Genomic DNA, 16,033 nt, shown 5'->3' with positions numbered 1-16,033 from the left:
GGCCGATACGAACGAATGCCCGCTTCTGGCTGTGGGTTCAACCGGTCGATGCAACAGACTGGCTAAATCGTTTAGCGGGCGTTTCGTAGTTTAGGGTTTTCCGAGGGCTGCCATTGATCCACCAAAGCAACGTTTCGATACTGTCGCCATATTGGCGCGCGTCGGCCCAATATGACGAAGCGCCTGGACGACCGCCCAGGCCAAGCTGCCCGGAACAATCAAATGCTTATACGCCCGCGCGGTCGTCGCCACGGTGTGCGGCGATGAACATGGCGACGGCCGACCGGCAATAGGATTCGATTTCGTTATCGTCCTCGGCTCTCGCCTCATCGAAGCGCGCGATAATCAGAAGATCGGACCCTTTGAAAAGCGCGGCAAACAAGCGAGCTGACCGTAGAGGATCGGGCACGTTCAGAACCGCCTTCGCGTGCAACTGACGCAACAGGGCCTCTATTTGGGCGATGACATAGGCGGGGCCGGCTTCGTATTGGCGCTTGCTTAACGACTTTTGATTGGTCTTGTCGGCCATGATCATGGCTTCGACACTGCGCACGTCCGGGCTCAACAGCGTGCGAAGCAGGGTTGATCCCACCGCCATGAGCTGATCTTCGGCCGAACCGTCGACGCCTTCAAAAAGGGCCTGAGGTGCAAACTGCTGGCAGTGGGCCGCGATGGCCGCGCTGAACAGCGCCTCCTTGTTCTCGAAGTGCCGATAGATGCTTAGCTTGGATATCTTCGCCCGCTTGGCGACCTTATCCATGGTCGTCGCTTGAAAACCCAATTCCACAAAAAGTTCGCACGCGGCGTCGGCTATCGTTTGGCCAAGCGCCTCGTTGGCGGGCCGGCCGCGCCGGCTCTGGCTGTTTTCGCTCATAAAAATTCCAGTACTTGACAGTATTCTAATTCTTGAATTAGGGTACTCCAAAGTATCTTAAGTGTGCAAGCCGATCTCCCTTCATCCACAGCGCGGAGCCCATCACCATGAATGACGTCATCATCATCGGCGGCAGTTTTGCCGGTCTTGCCGCCGCCTTGCAGCTCGGCCGTGCCCGGCGCAAGGTCACCGTTCTCGACACCGGCCTGCCGCGCAATCGCTTCGCCGACCACTCGCATGGCCTGCTCGGCCACGACCACAAGCCACCGCTGGAGATCCTGGCCGAGGCGCGGCAGCAGCTGGCGCGCTATCCCACGGTCAGGCTGGCCACTGCGCGGGCCGAGAGCATCTCCGGCGTCATCGACGATTTCTCCGTCCTCACTGGCGATGGCGAAAGCCTCAGGGCGCGCCGCCTGATCCTGAGCTATGGCGTCGCCGACCAGATGCCTGAAGTTCCCGGCTTTGCCGAAGGCTGGGGCTCCTCCATCGTGCCCTGCCCCTATTGCGACGGCTTTGAAGTTGCCGGCCGGCATTGGGGCCTCGTCTGGTCCGGCCCGCCGTCGCACAACTACGTCAAGCTGTACCACGACTGGACCGACACATTGACGGTCTTCGCCAATGGTCACGACATTCCACCCGACATCCGGGCCGATCTGGCGCGCCGCGGCATCTCTGTCGTCGATGGCCGGATCACCGAAATCGACCATGACGAGAGCTATAACGCCACCGTCAGGCTCGACGCCGGCCCCCCTGTCGCGGTCGACATTCTGTTCGCCCATCCGCGCAACAAGCCGTCCGCACGCCTGCATGAATCGCTGGACCTCGACACGGTCGATACACCCCTGGGCATCGCCCTCAAGGTCGACGAGCGCCGCGAAACCAGCATGCCCGGCATCTACGCCGCCGGCGACCTGGCAAACCCCCTCATGGCATCGGTCACCACGGCATCATGGCAAGGCGCGATGGCGGGTATCTTCGCCCAGCAGTCGATGCTGGTTTGAGAGCACAGATTCCCTTCTCCGGTTGCGTCGTCGCCTTCGCAGAGGTTGGCGCGGTGAAGCACGGATCGTCGAGTTTGACGCAATGGTAGGGAGCGGTTGTCTTTCGCTAGTTAAGAACGAATCAAAACGAGGAGATGTCATGGCAGGTCGAATGCAAACGGGTGGGCAAGTCCGTGTAGCTACCCACCCTCTACCTGACTAACTCCCGGCGTCGCCTTTAGGCCTGCTGGCGATCAGGCTGGCGCCACAGGCGGTTTTCATTCCATGGAGCGCCACGGGAACACCGCCGACATCCAGCAAGGCGCTGCCCTCGGCAATAGGAAACACGCCCTTGCATAAAGGGCAGGTGACCTTGTGCCCGACCCCGCCCATGGGTTTGCCGTTCAGGTCGGTCTGGTTGAACGCTTCGATCACGGTTCCACCGTGACTGGTGGAATCGCCGAGTCGGATGATGTCCATATCTGCTCCTTTTCCGTTGTACTCACAAACACTCCTCCCTCCTTGGGCCTTGCGCCCTTCGAAGGATAAATATTCAGGAGCCTGCTGTATTACCGTCACGCGAAGACACCGGGCGCAAGCGGATAGAGCCAATGATGGTGTCCCATAATTCCAGCGCTTCTTTGTCTGACTTGAATGGGGGCGTAGGCAGCTTGCCGCTGCTGTCAGGGCTACGTTCGAGTACGCCAAGCGCGGCTGAAATGTTTGGCTCGGTAATCGAGTCATCTTTGCCTTGAGCTTCCCAGGCGAACGTATAGATGCGTTGCCCCTTGTCAGTACTGGCCAACAGGTATTCGTCGGCAGGAACCGCGCCGCCACGCTCCTTTTTGCGCAGGGTCTCGATCCCCAGCACCATCCTGGCGGCACCTGCGAGGAAACCACTCACCCGATCCAGCAGGCGATCCTCTTCTGCGCCAGTGCTGGAGGTGAATTCGAAGTGGGCGCCAGGATGATCCGGGAAAGTCACGCCGATATCGAAACGTTCGCTCTGAAAGTTACTGCCTGCGATGTAGGCACGATCAATACAAAATCCCGGCTCGGTGGGAATTTCATTGGGTTCACGGGAGCGAAAATTGCGGGCTAGAGCGGTAGAAATTTCTATGGCGCGAAGCTCTCTATCTGTCGACACCTCTCCCGTCCATTTATAAGCGCGCCATGCTGGCTGAGAAACAAGGTAGGTATCTAGAAGATATACCTTAGAAGCGACTTCCGAAGACCAAGATAACAATCCAGATGCACCTGCACCAAAATCCAACCGGCGAAGAAACATACTGCCCTTCGAATCATGTTGTTGGCTTTTTAATTCCTGCTCACGTCGATTGATTTTGGCGGCCAAGGCCGCAGGCGTTTCGTCAAGAGCCTCGATATTGTCACCCCACAGGTAGTAACCCGCTCTGATTTCCGCCTGGGGCGGCAAATCAATCAGGAATCTGCCAAAGCAATGGGTGATCCATCCGCTCTTGTCCATGGAAGGGTTCCGAGAAGAGGAGAATGATGTGCAACTGGTGATACTGGTCAAAGCAACTATGCCAAGAACAGCGAAGAACTGACGCCGGCGCATCATGAACCTCCTGCCCAGTCAGCATGCTGGGCAATTTTGATAACGCCATAGAGAGTGGCCCATTGGGCACGTTTGTCGTTGTAGCTGTGTTGATGTTCGTAGCCTTTGTCGGTGTTGTACTGCCCGACGCCCTTGCCGCCCTGGCGGAAGCTGGCCTTGATGCCGGCTTTGCCGGGGGCCAGTCCGGAGTCGGTGGGAACGGTCCCGTCCCCACCGCTGCCAGATGACTCCTGTGTCACGGCAAACCGTAGCGGACCTTCGACCACAGCAGGCAGGCCACGGCGGAACCAACCGTTGTAACTGCCGTTCTCATCATCCTTGACGGCAGCAACCTATTTGTAAAAATGCACGAGGATCAACTCCGCACTCACACCACTTGCATGTTCTCGATGCCTGATCTGATGGGCCTGTGGCCGCCACATCAGGCGTCCAAATCAGGCTTGCCACCATACCCAAAGAGACGAAGGTATAGGGGTAGGAATTATCCAAAATTGCCGTAAGGAAAACCTGATCCTGATCAGATCAAATGCACTTGAGTAGTCAGAGAAAGGACAGGTTATCGACACGTTCAAGAGGTGGATATCCCCGTCCTGTGCCAATGAGCCCAGGCAATCGTCACCCCGCGAACAGTCGCCGCACCTTCCCCTCGGACAAAAAAACGCCTCCACACTGGGAGGCGTCAGCAACTTTCAAAACACCGAATGGTTTATGACGCGCCTACCTCCGGCCGGGTGCCCCCGACCTGAACCATCAGGTCGAGAGCCCTGTTTCCAGACCTCAAGGCGCCCTCCTCACCGCAAATCAAACCGATCCAGATTCATCACCTTGACCCACGCCGCGACAAAGTCCTTTACGAACTGCTCCTGCGCATCCGCGCTGGCATAGAACTCGGCCAGGGCCCGCAACTGAGCGTTGGAGCCGAAGACCAGGTCGACGCGGGTGCCGGTCCATTTGACCTGGCCGGTCTTGCGGTCGCGGGCTTCGAACTCTTGTTGGGCGTCGGAGACAGGTTTCCATTCCACGCCCATGTCCAGCAGGTTGACGAAGAAGTCGTTGGTCAGCGCGCCCGGCCGGGTGGTGAAGACGCCGTGGGGAGTGTGGCCGACGTTGATGTCGAGCACGCGCAGGCCGCCGATCAGCACCGTCATTTGGGGGGCGGTGAGGGTCAGCAGTTGCGCCTTGTCGATCAGCAGCGCTTCGGCCGGTACCGCGTAGCGGGTCTTGAGGTAGTTGCGAAAGCCATCGGCGATGGGTTCGAGGTAGCCGAACGACTCGACGTCCGTCTGCTCCTGGCTGGCGTCCATGCGCCCAGGGGAGAACGGTACGTTGATGTCGAGGCCGGCGTTTTTCGCGGCCTGTTCGATGCCGGCGCTGCCGCCGAGCACGATCAGGTCGGCCAGGGAGATTTTCTTGCCACCGGATTGCGCACTGTTGAAGTCCTTCTGGACCCCTTCGAGGGTCGCCAGCACCTTGGCCAGTTGCTCGGGCTGGTTGACTGGCCAGTCCTTTTGCGGGGCCAGGCGCAGGCGCCCGCCGTTGGCGCCGCCGCGTTTGTCGGAACCACGGAAGCTGAACGCCGCCGCCCAGGCGGTGGACACCAGTTGCGACACCGACAGGCCCGAGGCCAGCAATTTGGCCTTGAGTGCGGCGATATCGCTGTCGTTGACCAGGGCATGGTCCACCGCGGGGATCGGGTCTTGCCACAGCAGTTCTTCGTGGGGCAGTTCCGGGCCGAGGTAGCGCGAGAGCGGGCCCATGTCGCGGTGGATCAGCTTGAACCAGGCGCGGGCGAAGGCGTCGGCCAGCTGGTCCGGGTTCTCCAGGAAGCGTCGCGAGATCGGCTCGTAGATCGGGTCGAAGCGCAGCGCCAGGTCGGTGGTCAGCATGGTCGGGTTGCGCCGCTTGGAGGGGTCGTGGGCATCGGGGATGATGCCGGCGCCGGCGCCACCTTTGGGCGTCCACTGGTGCGCACCCGCCGGGCTCTTGGTCAGTTCCCACTCGAAGCCGAACAGGTTTTCCAGGTAGTTGTTGCTCCAGCGGGTGGGCGTGGTGGTCCAGGTCACTTCCAGGCCGCTGGTGATGGTGTCGGCGCCCTTGCCGGTGCCGAAGGTGCTCTTCCAGCCCAGGCCCTGCAGTTCCAGGCCGGCGGCTTCGGGTTCGGCGCCGACATTGTCGGCGGGGCCGGCGCCGTGGGTCTTGCCGAAGGCGTGGCCGCCGGCGATCAGGGCCACGGTTTCTTCGTCGTTCATCGCCATGCGGCCGAAGGTTTCACGGATATCCACGCCGGCGGCCAGCGGGTCCGGGTTGCCCTCGGGGCCTTCCGGGTTCACATAGATCAGGCCCATCTGCACCGCGGCCAGGGGGTTTTCCAGGTTGCGCCCCTGGTCGGTGCGGCTTTCTTCATTGCCAGGCTCGGCCACCAGTTGGCCCTCGCCGGGTTCTTGCATGGCGGCTTTATCCGGTTTGCCGTAGCGGGTGTCGCCGCCCAGCCATTTGTTTTCCGAGCCCCAGTAGACGTCTTCGTCCGGCTCCCAGGCATCCGGGCGACCGCCAGAAAAACCGAAGGTCTTGAAGCCCATGGACTCCAGGGCGACGTTGCCGGTGAGCACGATCAGGTCGGCCCAGGAGATGTTGCGGCCGTACTTCTGCTTGATCGGCCACAGCAGCCGGCGCGCCTTGTCGAGGCTGACGTTGTCCGGCCAGCTGTTGAGCGGCGCGAAACGCTGCTGGCCGGAACCGGCGCCGCCACGGCCATCACCGACGCGGTAGGTCCCGGCGCTGTGCCAGGCCATGCGGATGAACAGTGGTCCATAGTGGCCGAAGTCGGCGGGCCACCAGTCCTGGGAGTCGGTCATCAGCGCATGCAGGTCTTGTTTCAGGGCCTGGAAATCCAGGCTTTTGAAGGCTTCGGCGTAGTTGAAGTCCTCGTCCATGGGGTCGGACAGGGGCGAATGCTGGTGCAGGATCTTCAGGTTCAGTTGGTTCGGCCACCAGTCGCGGTTGGTCGTGCCACCGCCGGCGGCATGGTTGAACGGGCATTTCGATTCGTTTGCCATGAGGAGCTACCTTTGGTCGTATTCATCCAGCTATCCGCCCCGGATGGGCGCGAAATAGCGACAGGCGAAAGCAATGACATAGGTTGCGGGGCTCACAGTTCGCTCAACTGATGGGTGTGGCCACAGGGCATGCTGCAGAGCGGCAAGCGAGTTGCCAGGACGGTGGCCCACGGTAAGCCCAGTACGCTTCTGACTCGTTTTTCGTTATCTCTCGATCAGGTCTCATCCGGCCGGCTCGCGCCAGCGCTGAATTAAGGCTAGCCCCTCTGTGGCGGATCGCTAATAGCCGGACTATTGGTTGTTGATAGGGACAAGCTTTTACCCGGGGTCCAAGGCCGAAGCCAATGATAGGGACAGCGCCCGCGGGGGCCTCTGGCGGTTTTTTCGACTGATGCCCCCGCCTTTTTCGTCCGCCCGACGCGTACAGAGCACGGGAGAAGACCATGAACCAGCGCCCGCGTTGCACGGCCATCCACGAAGCCGGCCACGCCCTGGCCTTCTGGTGGAACGGTCAGCCGATCGCCCGCATTACCGTGCGCACCAGGGCCGAAGCCGACGCGGGTCCGATGCTCGATCGGCGGGGCAACCCGCGCTATGTAGAGGGGTTGGTGGAAGCCGATTACCTGGTCCCGCGCCCCGCCTTCGACGCCCCGGGGATCGCCGAATACCTGCCATCGATGATCGAGTCCATCGAGCGCGACCTGCTGCATTGCTTTGCCGGCCCGGTGGCCGAAGCGATCTACCGCCATGGCCGATCCGACAGGCTGATAAGAGGCAGCGGCCGCGGCGACCTGAGCCGCGCTCATGAGCTGATCAGCCTGCTGCCACCGCGCAAGCTGCTCGACGCCGAATCCCGGGCCCTGGCCCGCGCCAGTTGCCTGGTGCATCGCTACTGGCCGGCGGTCGGCGCGGTGGCGGACCTGCTGCAAGAGCGCGGCATGGTCGAGGGGGAAGCCATCACGGCGCTGTTGTGCGCGATCAACGGCGAGTCGCCGACGCCCCTCGGTAACGATCTGGCGAGCCTCGACCCGTGACGGCGTGGCGTTGAACCGCGCCGGCTTGCGCGATCCGTGAAGTCAGCCAGACTGTCTGCCAACCGCCCGCCTGGCCCGGGCGGTTTTCATCGCCATTGCCCCACCGAGATCACCATGTCGCAGTACCCAGGCGTCGACGCCGAAGGTTTTATCCAGTCCCTGCCCGACCAGCCGTTGCAACCAGCGTTCAGCCACCTGGTGGATGAGTTGCGCGCGATGCTCTCGCGGCGTTTTCCGGCGCTGCTCGATGGCCTGTACCTCTACGGCAGCGTGGCCCGTGGCGACGCGCGGCCGGGCACCTCCGACCTGGATGTGACCCTGGTCCTGGCCTGGGCGCCGAGCCCCGCGGAGCGCCAGCGGCTGGAGCAGACTCGGCAAGCGCTGGAGGCGCGGCACCCGGAAGTGTCGAAGATCGATTTCGATATCGGCGTGCTCAGCGAGGTGCTGGCGCCCGACAATCGCTACCGCTGGGGTTTCTGGCTCAAGCATCAGTGCCGCTGCATCTGGGGCAATGACCTGGGGCTGCGCTTCGAGCCTTTCCGCCCGAGCCGGACCATCGCCCAGGCACTGAATGGCGACTTCCCCCAGGTGCTGGAAGGCTACGCTCAGCAGCTGGAACAAAGCCGCGAACCGTTGCAGCAACAACGCCTGCAACGGGCTGCGGCGCGCAAGGCGCTGCGCTCGGCCAACCTGCTGCGCGGCGAACAGGAACGCGGCTGGCCGACCACCCTGGAGGAGCATGCGCAGCTGCTGACCGCGGCCGAACCAGGGATGGCCGAGTACGCCGCGTTCTTCCTCAAGCAGGCCTATGTTTCCCAGGGTTCGGTGAGTGAATTCGTGCAGCGGTTGCGGGCCTACAGCGCGTTGCTGGTGGGGGAAAGCGCGGGGTGACTCCTGGCCGCCCTCTCCGCTCATGGCGCTGGCGTCGCTCAGGGGAACCTGATTCCGACCCGATGATGGCATTTTGACAACCTTCGACTAGGTTCACTTGAGCAGCCAGCGGGGCACCCTCACCGACCTCCATCGGCTGCATTGCCACGCCTTCCGTATCCGGTCACGGAGACCTTCGATATGCGCATCACCCTTCTGTTGAGCCTCGCCCTCCTGTCAGCCTGTTCCACCCCACACAACAGCGCGATCAAACTGCAAACCACACAAGCTCTCGACACCCAATTACTGAGCAAAGCCCGAACGGCCCCATCGCAGGCCTCGGCACAAAAGTGCGCGAATGCGTTCGATACCGAGGGTATTGAAGACGGCTATTTCAAAGTCCGGGAGCGCTGGAAACTCCTCGACTGCCTGTACAGCAATGCCAAGCCCAGAAAACTCGTGGTGCTGCTCGACGGCACGGAAAACACCAAGGAGGACAACACCAATATCTGGCGCATGTACAACCAGGCGCTCGAGCAGGCCAGGAACGGGGCCAGGGTCATTCCCTATTACGACAAGGGCGTGGCCACCAGCATTACCACTCCCTTCGGTGCCCTGTTCGGCAGCGGGGTCAGCCTGAATATCCGCCAGGCCTACCGCTTTCTGATCGAAGCGTACCGACCTGGTGACGAGATCTATATCTTCGGTTTCAGCCGCGGCGCCTTCACCGCTCGTTCGTTGAACGGTTTTATCGAAGTCGCCGGCCTGCCCAGCAACCTGAAAGCCGATAGCCGCGACGACAGTTTCCTGTGGGGCTGGACCGGCCATATGCACGATGTGGTCGAAGACATGTACGACATCTACAAGTCGAGAAACGATGGCGTGCCTGGGTTCGACGACAAGCTGCGCAAGCTTCTGGCGCAGTACCGGCACGACAACGGCATCAGGGTCTATGGCGACACCCCCGACAAGAGCGCTGAAAAAGTCGTGGTCAAAGTCATCGGTGTATTCGACACCGTGCCGGCGGTGGGCACCAACCTGAAGGAAGAGCCCGACGAACACCGCCTGGAGCTGTATGCCGAGCGCGGTTACCACGCCATGTCCCTGGACGAACAGAGGGCCTCGTTCCGCCTGCTGCGTTTCGGCCTGCAGCAATCGAAGTCACAGGTACTGGAAGAGGTGTGGTTCGCCGGCGCGCATGCCGATGTGGGGGGCGGCTACCTCAATGACCCGGACACCGCCAAGTGCGGTGAAAGCCCGTATGCCAAGGGTGGCCAGGGACTGGAGACCATCCCGCTGCGCTGGATGCTGAAAAACCTCGAGAGCGACGGCCTATTCGCCAACAGCACGAGCTGGCCGGCCGAGTGCATCGGCGGTCCGCTGCATGATGAATTCCACGATGCCAAATACGTGATCAGTTCCGCCTACAAGGAAGCCGGGCTGATTCGCCGCAAACCGGTGGAACGAGACAAGATCCATGCCAGTGTGTTTCTGAGAATGGACATCCCCCAGTTGAAGGCGCCTCATCCCTTGCGCGAACCCGAGGCCCGCTACGACCCGATCAACCTGGGATACGCCAGGCGCGAGCGCTGCCAGAACGACGACCTGGAGCGCAACTACACCATTGTCGGTACCTACAGGCCCAATTGCTCAACCACCAACGGCACCGTCAGGAAAGGCGCAAACAACGACGCGGTGAACGTCGAGAGCGCCCAATAAAACCACCGGACCAGGAACGGCCCGCGATTGTCCCACGCAATCGCGGCCGCTCCCCGCCACGCCTCTGTAGGAGCGAGGCTTGCCCGCGATGACGGACTCTGGTCCGACGCAAGAAGCGGGTTGTATGTAATGGCTCTATCGCGGGCAAGCCTCGCTCCTACAGAAGATGTTTGCGGTCGGCCGACGCTGCCTGCGGGCTAAACCGTCGAATCCACTGCCTGCCGCCCACGCAGCTGGCTGGCCAGCGCAACAGACAACGCCATGACCACCAGCCCCGCGGCCAGGGCGAAGGTGAAGCCCATACCACTGCCGACGGCCTCGGCGCTCGCCGTGCTCAGGTCCCCTGTCACCGCGGCGAACACCGCGCCCATCAGCGAGGCGCCGGTGATCAGCCCGAGGTTGCGCGACAGGTTGAGCAGGCCGGAAAACACCCCGCGCTGTTCGGCGCCCACCTCGCTCATCACCGCGGTGTTGTTGGCGGTCTGAAACGTCGCATAGCCCAGGGTGATGACAACGATGGGCGCCAGGTAGCCGCCAATGCCCAGGCTCGCGGGCAGCAACGCCAGCATCAGGCAACCGAGGACCATGGCGCCGAGGCCGGCGAGGATCATCGGCCGCACGCCAAAACGATCGGCGATGCGCCCGGCCGGCACGCCGCTCAGCGCGGTGATACAGGGGCCAAGCGACATCGCCAGGCCCACCGCAAAGGTTTCCAGCCCGAGCCCGTGGGCCAGGTAAAAAGGCCCGACCACCAGCGTCGCCATCATCACCGTCGAGACCAGCGCACTCATGGCCAGGCTGCCGCTCAAGGCCGCATCGCGAAACAGCGCCAGGCGTATCAGCGGCGCGGCCACCCGCGCTTCCACCCAGACAAACAGGCCAGCCGCCATCAGCGCCGCCAACAGCAGCCCGGCGTTGAGCAGGCCGAAATGGCCGCGGCCCAGGGTCATGGCCAGCCCGTAGGCCAGCAGCGTGAGGGCCAGCAGCAAGGTGCCCAGCGGGTCGAACGCGCCTCGTTCAAGGGCCCGCGCCCGGCCAGCAGCCGGCAGATACCGATAAGCCAGCACCCAGGCCAGCCCGCCCAACGGCACGCAGGCCAGGAACAACGCCTGCCAGCCGAACCCGGCGATCAATCCCCCGCCCAGGGACGGGCCGAGGGCGGTGCCGATCGCCGACATCGTGCCCAGCAGGCCCATGGCGCTGCCGGTGCGGGCCTTGCTGACCGTCTCGCCAACCAGGGCCAGGGTCAGCGCCATCATGATCGCCGCGCCGACGCCCTGCAGCGCCCGTGCGCCGATCAGCATCCCCAGCGTCGGGGCGGCGGCGCAGAGCATCGAGGCCAGGGTGAACAGCAGGATCCCCACCAGCAGCAGGCGCCGCCGTCCCAACAGGTCGCCGAGCCGGCCGACACTGACGATCAGCGCGGTCATCGCCAGCAGGTAGGCAAGGACCACCCACTGCACCTGCTGGAAGCTCGCCCCGAACGCCTGCACCAGGGTCGGTAAGCCCACATTGGCGATGCTGGTGCCCAGCGACGCCAGCAACATCGACAGCGACAGGCTGGCCAGCGCCCAGCCGGCTGACACAACGTCCGGTTTTGTTCCGCTACTGACTGGCTTCACTCTGCACTCCCGTTCTGACCCGCGCGAAACGGCGCTGTCGCCAATCTAGCCCGCGGTCTAACATGGCGGAAGACGCAGCCTTTGCAGGTTATTCGTGCGTCTGACGCCATCTCACTTTCTACGCCAGACGGGGCCGCCGCCATGTCCACACCCGATCTCAATCTGCTGATCACCCTCGACGTGCTGCTCGCCGAAGGCAGTGTGGCGCGCGCCGCCCAGCGCCTGCGGCTAAGCCCGTCGGCGATGAGCCGGGCCCTGGCGCGCCTGCGCGAAACCACCGGCGATCCGCTGCTGGTGCGCGCCGGCCGCGGCCTGGTGCCGACCCCGCGCGCCCTGGAACTGCGCGAGCGGGTCGGCCACCTGGTGCAGGACGCCGAAGCCATGTTGCGCCCCGTCGAACGGCTCGACCTGCAGCGCCTGGCGCGCACCTTCACCCTGCGCAGCAGCGACGGTTTCGTCGAGAACTTCGGCCCGGCCCTGGTCGCCCGCCTGCGCGCCGAAGCCCCAGGGGTGCGCCTGCATTTCCTGCAGAAAACCAGCAAGGACAGCACGCCCCTGCGCGACGGCACGGTCGACCTCGACACCGGCGTGGTGGACGCCAACGCCAGCCCGGAAATCCACACCCGCGCGCTGTTCCGCGATCGTTTTATCGGCGTGGTACGCAACGGCCATCCGCTGAGCCGCGGGCCGATCAGCGCCGCCCGTTACGCCGCCGGCGAGCATGTGCTGGTATCGCGCCAGGGCCTTGATCGCGGGCTGGTGGACGATGCGTTGCAGGCGGCGGGCCTGACGCGCGATATCGCCACCGTCGTTGGCGGTTTCTCCGCCGCCCTGGCCCTGGTCCGCGCCTCGGACCTGATCGCCGCCGTCCCCGAGCGCCACACCCACAACCTGCGCAGCGGCCTGCACAGCTTCGCCCTGCCGCTGGACACGCCGGAAATCACCGTGTCCATGCTCTGGCATCCACGCATGAACAGCGATCCGGCGCATCGCTGGTTGCGCGACTGCGTGCGGGAGGTGTGTGCACAGTGATCGGGAAAACCCTGGGCAGTCATGTACCGTCCTGTCACGCCTCGGGCATGACCGCCGGCGCAGAATGCTGGCGCAGCGCCCGCAAGCTGCCGCGCAGTTCGGCCGGGCGCACCGGCTTGGACAGGATGGCGATATTGCGGTCGTGCAACGCGGCCTGGATCTTCTCCACCTCATGCCCGGTGAGGATCAGCGCCGGCACCGCCCAGCCGCGCTGCCGGCGCAGGCTGTCGATGCACTCGATGCCCGTGGCGTGGTTGCCCAGGTCATAGTCGGCGACGATGACGTCGCAGTCGCTGACCAGGTCCCGGCCGCAAAGCTCGGCCTGGACCACGCAGCCCCAGCGCTCGAGCAAGGCCGAGGTGGCCAGCAGCACATTGCGATCATCCTCCACCAGGCACACCTTCAAGCCGGTCAGCAGCCCCGCCTGCCGCGCCTCGTCGAGGCTGGCGGCTTGCAGCTGCGGTGGCGCCAGGGGCAACCCGAACAGGCTCACCGCGGTGCCGTGGCCCAGCCGCGAACGGATCGCCACCTCGAGCCCCATCAACTGCCCCAGGCGCTTGACGATGGACAGGCCCAGGCCCACGCCTTCGACGTCCTTGTCCCGTAGCTCGCGCACGCGATAGAACTCCTCGAACAGGTTCGGCAGGTGTTCCTCGGCAATCCCCCGGCCCTGGTCATAGATGACGATGGCCAGCCCCGCGCCGCGCTGGCGCACGCCAATCAGCACCGGTCGCCGCGCCGCGTACTTGAAGCAGTTGGACAGCACGTTCTGGACCATGGTGGCGAGCAGCGCCGGGTCCGCCCGGACCCAGTGCGAACAGGGGCGCAGGCGCAGCTCGACCCCGGCCCAGCGCGCGGCTTCGGCGTTCTGCCGTATCTGGTCGGCGAGGAATTCGCCCAGGTGCAGAGTCTGGAAACTGGGTTGCACCCGCCCGTTGTCGAGGGTGTAGAGGTCGAGAATCGAGCGGAACAATTGCGAGACGTTGAGCAGCGAGCGGTCGATGTTGTCCACCAGGCGCCGCTCTTCGTCGCCCAGGCGCGCCTCGCGCAGGCAGGCGGTGAACAGGCCGATGGAGTGGATCGGCTGGCGCAGGTCGTGGCTGGCCTGGGCGAGAAAACGCGACTTTTCCAGGTTGGCGGCAATCGCCTCTTCCGAAGCCTTGCGCGTGCGCTCCAGCAAGATATGGGCGTAGACCGGGATCACCGTGCTGGTGATCAGCAGCATCAGCACCATGAAGGGTTGCGCCTGCCACAGCGGCGTCAGGCGATAGACCACCAACAGCGCCATTAGCGCCAGGGCCGTGGCAATCGCCAGGTAGCGCGAGCCATAGCGCATGCCATTGCCCAGGTTGACCCAGACCATCACCGCGTACAGCGGCAACGCCGCCTCCCCGCCGACCACCAGGCCGAACGAGGTGCCGGTGTAATCGTGGACCATGCTCAGGATCCTTCGCGCCGGATAATGCCCGGGCCAGTGCACGATGGCCTGGCGCAGGACGATCGACAGCAGCAGGAACAGGACGATATAGATCACGATCGGCAGGTAGGTGTCGATCCGCTGCCCGGGCAGGAACCCCAGCACGCCGATATAGGCCACGGCGCAGGAACCGACAATAATGCGCAGGTTGGCCTGGTCGAGCTCGGTGTTTTTCTCGAATTTCATGGGGAACATCCTTGTGCGCCAGTCGTCGTACTCGACACGAACCACAGGCAGTTGCCTGGCCCGCTGCTAAAGTAGCTGCCTCAAGGAAAGCTCGACCCAAGGAGAGTCACCCCATGGCATGCCGGATTATCATAGCCGACGATCACCCGCTGTTTCGCGAGGGCATGTTGCGCACGGTCCAGCGCCTGCTGCCGGATGCACTGATCGAACAGGCCGGCGACCTGGACAGGGTACTCGCCCTGACCCGGGCCGGTGACGAACTGGACACGCTGATCCTCGACCTGCGTTTTCCAGGCCTGACCTGCGTCAGCCAGCTGGCCGAACTGCGCAAGCAATTGCCGCGCACCACCCTGATCGTGGTGTCGATGGTCGATGACCAGACGCTGATCGGCGAGGTCATGGCCGCCGGCGTCGACGGCTTTATCGGCAAGAACATCGCCCCGGACGAGATCGGCCAGGCGGTCCTGGCCATTCGCCAAGGCGAAGTGCTGGTCAAGTTCGCCCCTTCCGGCCTGCTGCCGCTGGGCACCGGCGCCACCCTGACCGCGCGCCAGCACGAGGTGCTGCGCCTGATCGCCCAGGGCAAGACCAACAAGGAAATCGCCCGCGAACTGGAGATCTCGCCCTTCACCGTGCGCATCCATGTGTCGTCGCTGCTGCGCATCCTCAATGTGCCATCACGGGCCGCGGCGGCGGTGAAATATTCAGGGGGGCTGTAGCCCGGCTCGTCGCCTGCCAGCGCCTCGCCGCCAGGGTCGGCCGATAATAGGTGGGTTTCCCTGCTGGCACGTCGTGCGCCCCACCCTTCATCGAGGAACCGGAACATGCCGCTGACCCTGTATTTCCATCCCCTGTCGTCGTTCTGCCACAAGGTGCTGATCGCCCTCTACGAACACGGCAGCGCCTTTGAAAAACGCATCATCGACCTGGCCAACGACGCCGACCGGGCCGAGCTGCAAAGCCTGTGGCCGCTGGGCAAGTTCCCGGTCATCCGCGATCACGCCCGGCAGCGCGATGTGCCGGAATCGAGTGTGATCATCGAGTACCTGGACCGGTTTTATCGCGGCCGGCAGCCGTTGATTCCGGATGATTGGGACAGCGCGCTGGAAGTCCGGCTGTGGGACCGTTTTTTCGATTGCCATGTCCAGGGGCCGATGCAGCGGATAGTCGCCGATCGCCTGTATGGCACCCACGGCGACCTGAGCCGGGAACGCGCAGCCCTGCTGAGCGCATACACCATGCTCGAACGGCGCCTGGCCTCGAGAATCTGGGTGGCCAGCCCGGACTTCAGCCTGGCCGATTGCGCCGCCGCCCCGGCCTTGTTCTATGCCAGCACGCTGGTGGCCTTTACCGATGACCATCGCCATTTGCGCGCCTATTTCGAGCGGCTGATACAGCGCCCCTCGTTCCAGCGGGTCATCGACGAAGCCCGGCCCTACTTTGTCCATTACCCGTTTGCCGAGGCCATCGCGCCGCGCTTTCGCTAGCCGCCGGACCAGAGCTGAGGTGATGGGAATATTCCGGGCACACAAAAGCGGGCCGCTTGAGCATCCGGATGGAGCCGAGGCCGTGCCTTGGGGGAGCGTTTGATAAATAGAGGGAGG

Annotated in this window: 14 protein-coding genes; 7 read left to right on the top strand and 7 right to left on the bottom strand. The window is 63.7% G+C overall.

Going from position 1 to position 16,033, the window contains the following annotated elements; genetic code table 11:
• Positions 1-226 precede the first annotated feature (226 nt).
• The gene (locus J4E58_RS24445; protein WP_087091727.1) at positions 227-874 is read right to left on the bottom strand and encodes a TetR/AcrR family transcriptional regulator; all 648 of its coding nucleotides are present in this window, start codon (positions 872-874) and stop codon (positions 227-229) included.
• A gap of 107 nt (positions 875-981) precedes the next feature.
• Between J4E58_RS24445 and J4E58_RS24440 the strand changes: the two genes are divergently transcribed.
• Positions 982-1,875: an NAD(P)/FAD-dependent oxidoreductase gene (locus tag J4E58_RS24440; protein WP_087091728.1), complete on the top strand. Its 894-nt coding sequence runs from the start codon at positions 982-984 to the stop codon at positions 1,873-1,875.
• Positions 1,876-2,073: 198 nt separating this feature from the next.
• Here J4E58_RS24440 and J4E58_RS24435 read toward each other — a convergent pair whose 3' ends face one another.
• From J4E58_RS24435 to katG, 4 genes are all read right to left on the bottom strand, one after another.
• A complete protein-coding gene (locus J4E58_RS24435) occupies positions 2,074-2,334 on the bottom strand; it encodes a PAAR domain-containing protein (RefSeq protein WP_087091729.1) in 261 nt (86 codons plus the stop codon).
• Positions 2,335-2,407: 73 nt separating this feature from the next.
• Positions 2,408-3,436: a T6SS immunity protein Tli4 family protein gene (locus tag J4E58_RS24430; protein WP_158247366.1), complete on the bottom strand. Its 1,029-nt coding sequence runs from the start codon at positions 3,434-3,436 to the stop codon at positions 2,408-2,410.
• On the bottom strand, positions 3,433-3,699 hold the full coding sequence (locus tag J4E58_RS24425; protein WP_178082614.1) for a hypothetical protein: 267 nt from the start codon (positions 3,697-3,699) through the stop codon (positions 3,433-3,435). The genes J4E58_RS24430 and J4E58_RS24425 overlap by 4 nt, the downstream gene beginning before the upstream one ends.
• 525 nt (positions 3,700-4,224) lie before the next feature.
• On the bottom strand, positions 4,225-6,489 hold the full coding sequence (katG, locus tag J4E58_RS24420; RefSeq protein ID WP_087091730.1) for a catalase/peroxidase HPI: 2,265 nt from the start codon (positions 6,487-6,489) through the stop codon (positions 4,225-4,227).
• 443 nt (positions 6,490-6,932) lie between these two features.
• Here katG and J4E58_RS24415 point away from each other — a divergent pair, with 443 nt between their 5' ends.
• The 3 genes from J4E58_RS24415 (at position 6,933) to J4E58_RS24405 (ending at position 10,112) form a co-directional block, all read left to right on the top strand.
• A complete protein-coding gene (locus J4E58_RS24415) occupies positions 6,933-7,523 on the top strand; it encodes a hypothetical protein (RefSeq protein WP_053261981.1) in 591 nt (196 codons plus the stop codon).
• A gap of 114 nt (positions 7,524-7,637) precedes the next feature.
• Complete coding sequence (locus tag J4E58_RS24410; protein WP_087091731.1) at positions 7,638-8,414, top strand: nucleotidyltransferase domain-containing protein; 777 nt, start codon at positions 7,638-7,640, stop codon at positions 8,412-8,414.
• Positions 8,415-8,594: 180 nt separating this feature from the next.
• Entirely contained in the window at positions 8,595-10,112 is a 1,518-nt protein-coding gene (locus J4E58_RS24405) for a DUF2235 domain-containing protein (protein ID WP_087091732.1), read from the top strand.
• 197 nt (positions 10,113-10,309) lie between these two features.
• Here J4E58_RS24405 and J4E58_RS24400 read toward each other — a convergent pair whose 3' ends face one another.
• The gene (locus tag J4E58_RS24400; RefSeq protein WP_087091733.1) at positions 10,310-11,734 is read right to left on the bottom strand and encodes an MFS transporter; all 1,425 of its coding nucleotides are present in this window, start codon (positions 11,732-11,734) and stop codon (positions 10,310-10,312) included.
• A 141-nt stretch (positions 11,735-11,875) separates the two neighbouring features.
• Between J4E58_RS24400 and J4E58_RS24395 the strand changes: the two genes are divergently transcribed.
• Positions 11,876-12,766, top strand: coding sequence for a LysR family transcriptional regulator (locus J4E58_RS24395; RefSeq protein ID WP_087091734.1), 891 nt, complete (start codon positions 11,876-11,878; stop codon positions 12,764-12,766).
• Between the two features lie 34 nt (positions 12,767-12,800).
• Here J4E58_RS24395 and J4E58_RS24390 read toward each other — a convergent pair whose 3' ends face one another.
• Positions 12,801-14,429, bottom strand: a complete 1,629-nt coding sequence (locus J4E58_RS24390) for a hybrid sensor histidine kinase/response regulator (protein ID WP_087091735.1) — start codon at positions 14,427-14,429, stop codon at positions 12,801-12,803.
• A gap of 113 nt (positions 14,430-14,542) precedes the next feature.
• Between J4E58_RS24390 and J4E58_RS24385 the strand changes: the two genes are divergently transcribed.
• Together J4E58_RS24385 and J4E58_RS24380 are read left to right on the top strand one after the other, a co-directional pair.
• Positions 14,543-15,148 carry a response regulator transcription factor gene (locus J4E58_RS24385; RefSeq protein ID WP_007927901.1) on the top strand — a complete coding sequence of 202 codons (606 nt, stop codon included), beginning with the start codon at positions 14,543-14,545 and terminating at the stop codon, positions 15,146-15,148.
• A 105-nt stretch (positions 15,149-15,253) separates the two neighbouring features.
• Positions 15,254-15,916 carry a glutathione S-transferase family protein gene (locus tag J4E58_RS24380; protein ID WP_087091736.1) on the top strand — a complete coding sequence of 221 codons (663 nt, stop codon included), beginning with the start codon at positions 15,254-15,256 and terminating at the stop codon, positions 15,914-15,916.
• Positions 15,917-16,033: the final 117 nt, after the last annotated feature.

This window comes from Pseudomonas sp. FW305-25 (genome assembly GCF_017351415.1).
Taxonomy (GTDB): Bacteria; Pseudomonadota; Gammaproteobacteria; order Pseudomonadales; family Pseudomonadaceae; genus Aquipseudomonas; species Aquipseudomonas chlororaphis.
Note: the sequence above shows the minus strand (reverse complement) of the source record. Positions and strands in the feature narration are given on the sequence as shown.

What these genes read in the sequence shown, in the direction of transcription:
- J4E58_RS24445 (WP_087091727.1), bottom strand. Translation starts at nt 874, where the DNA reads ATGAGCGAAAACAGCCAGAGCCGGCGCGGCCGGCCCGCCAACGAGGCG.
- J4E58_RS24440 (WP_087091728.1), top strand. Translation starts at nt 982, where the DNA reads ATGAATGACGTCATCATCATCGGCGGCAGTTTTGCCGGTCTTGCCGCC.
- J4E58_RS24435 (WP_087091729.1), bottom strand. Translation starts at nt 2,334, where the DNA reads ATGGACATCATCCGACTCGGCGATTCCACCAGTCACGGTGGAACCGTG.
- J4E58_RS24430 (WP_158247366.1), bottom strand. Translation starts at nt 3,436, where the DNA reads ATGATGCGCCGGCGTCAGTTCTTCGCTGTTCTTGGCATAGTTGCTTTG.
- katG (WP_087091730.1), bottom strand. Translation starts at nt 6,489, where the DNA reads ATGGCAAACGAATCGAAATGCCCGTTCAACCATGCCGCCGGCGGTGGC.
- J4E58_RS24415 (WP_053261981.1), top strand. Translation starts at nt 6,933, where the DNA reads ATGAACCAGCGCCCGCGTTGCACGGCCATCCACGAAGCCGGCCACGCC.
- J4E58_RS24410 (WP_087091731.1), top strand. Translation starts at nt 7,638, where the DNA reads ATGTCGCAGTACCCAGGCGTCGACGCCGAAGGTTTTATCCAGTCCCTG.
- J4E58_RS24405 (WP_087091732.1), top strand. Translation starts at nt 8,595, where the DNA reads ATGCGCATCACCCTTCTGTTGAGCCTCGCCCTCCTGTCAGCCTGTTCC.
- J4E58_RS24395 (WP_087091734.1), top strand. Translation starts at nt 11,876, where the DNA reads ATGTCCACACCCGATCTCAATCTGCTGATCACCCTCGACGTGCTGCTC.
- J4E58_RS24390 (WP_087091735.1), bottom strand. Translation starts at nt 14,429, where the DNA reads ATGAAATTCGAGAAAAACACCGAGCTCGACCAGGCCAACCTGCGCATT.
- J4E58_RS24385 (WP_007927901.1), top strand. Translation starts at nt 14,543, where the DNA reads ATGGCATGCCGGATTATCATAGCCGACGATCACCCGCTGTTTCGCGAG.
- J4E58_RS24380 (WP_087091736.1), top strand. Translation starts at nt 15,254, where the DNA reads ATGCCGCTGACCCTGTATTTCCATCCCCTGTCGTCGTTCTGCCACAAG.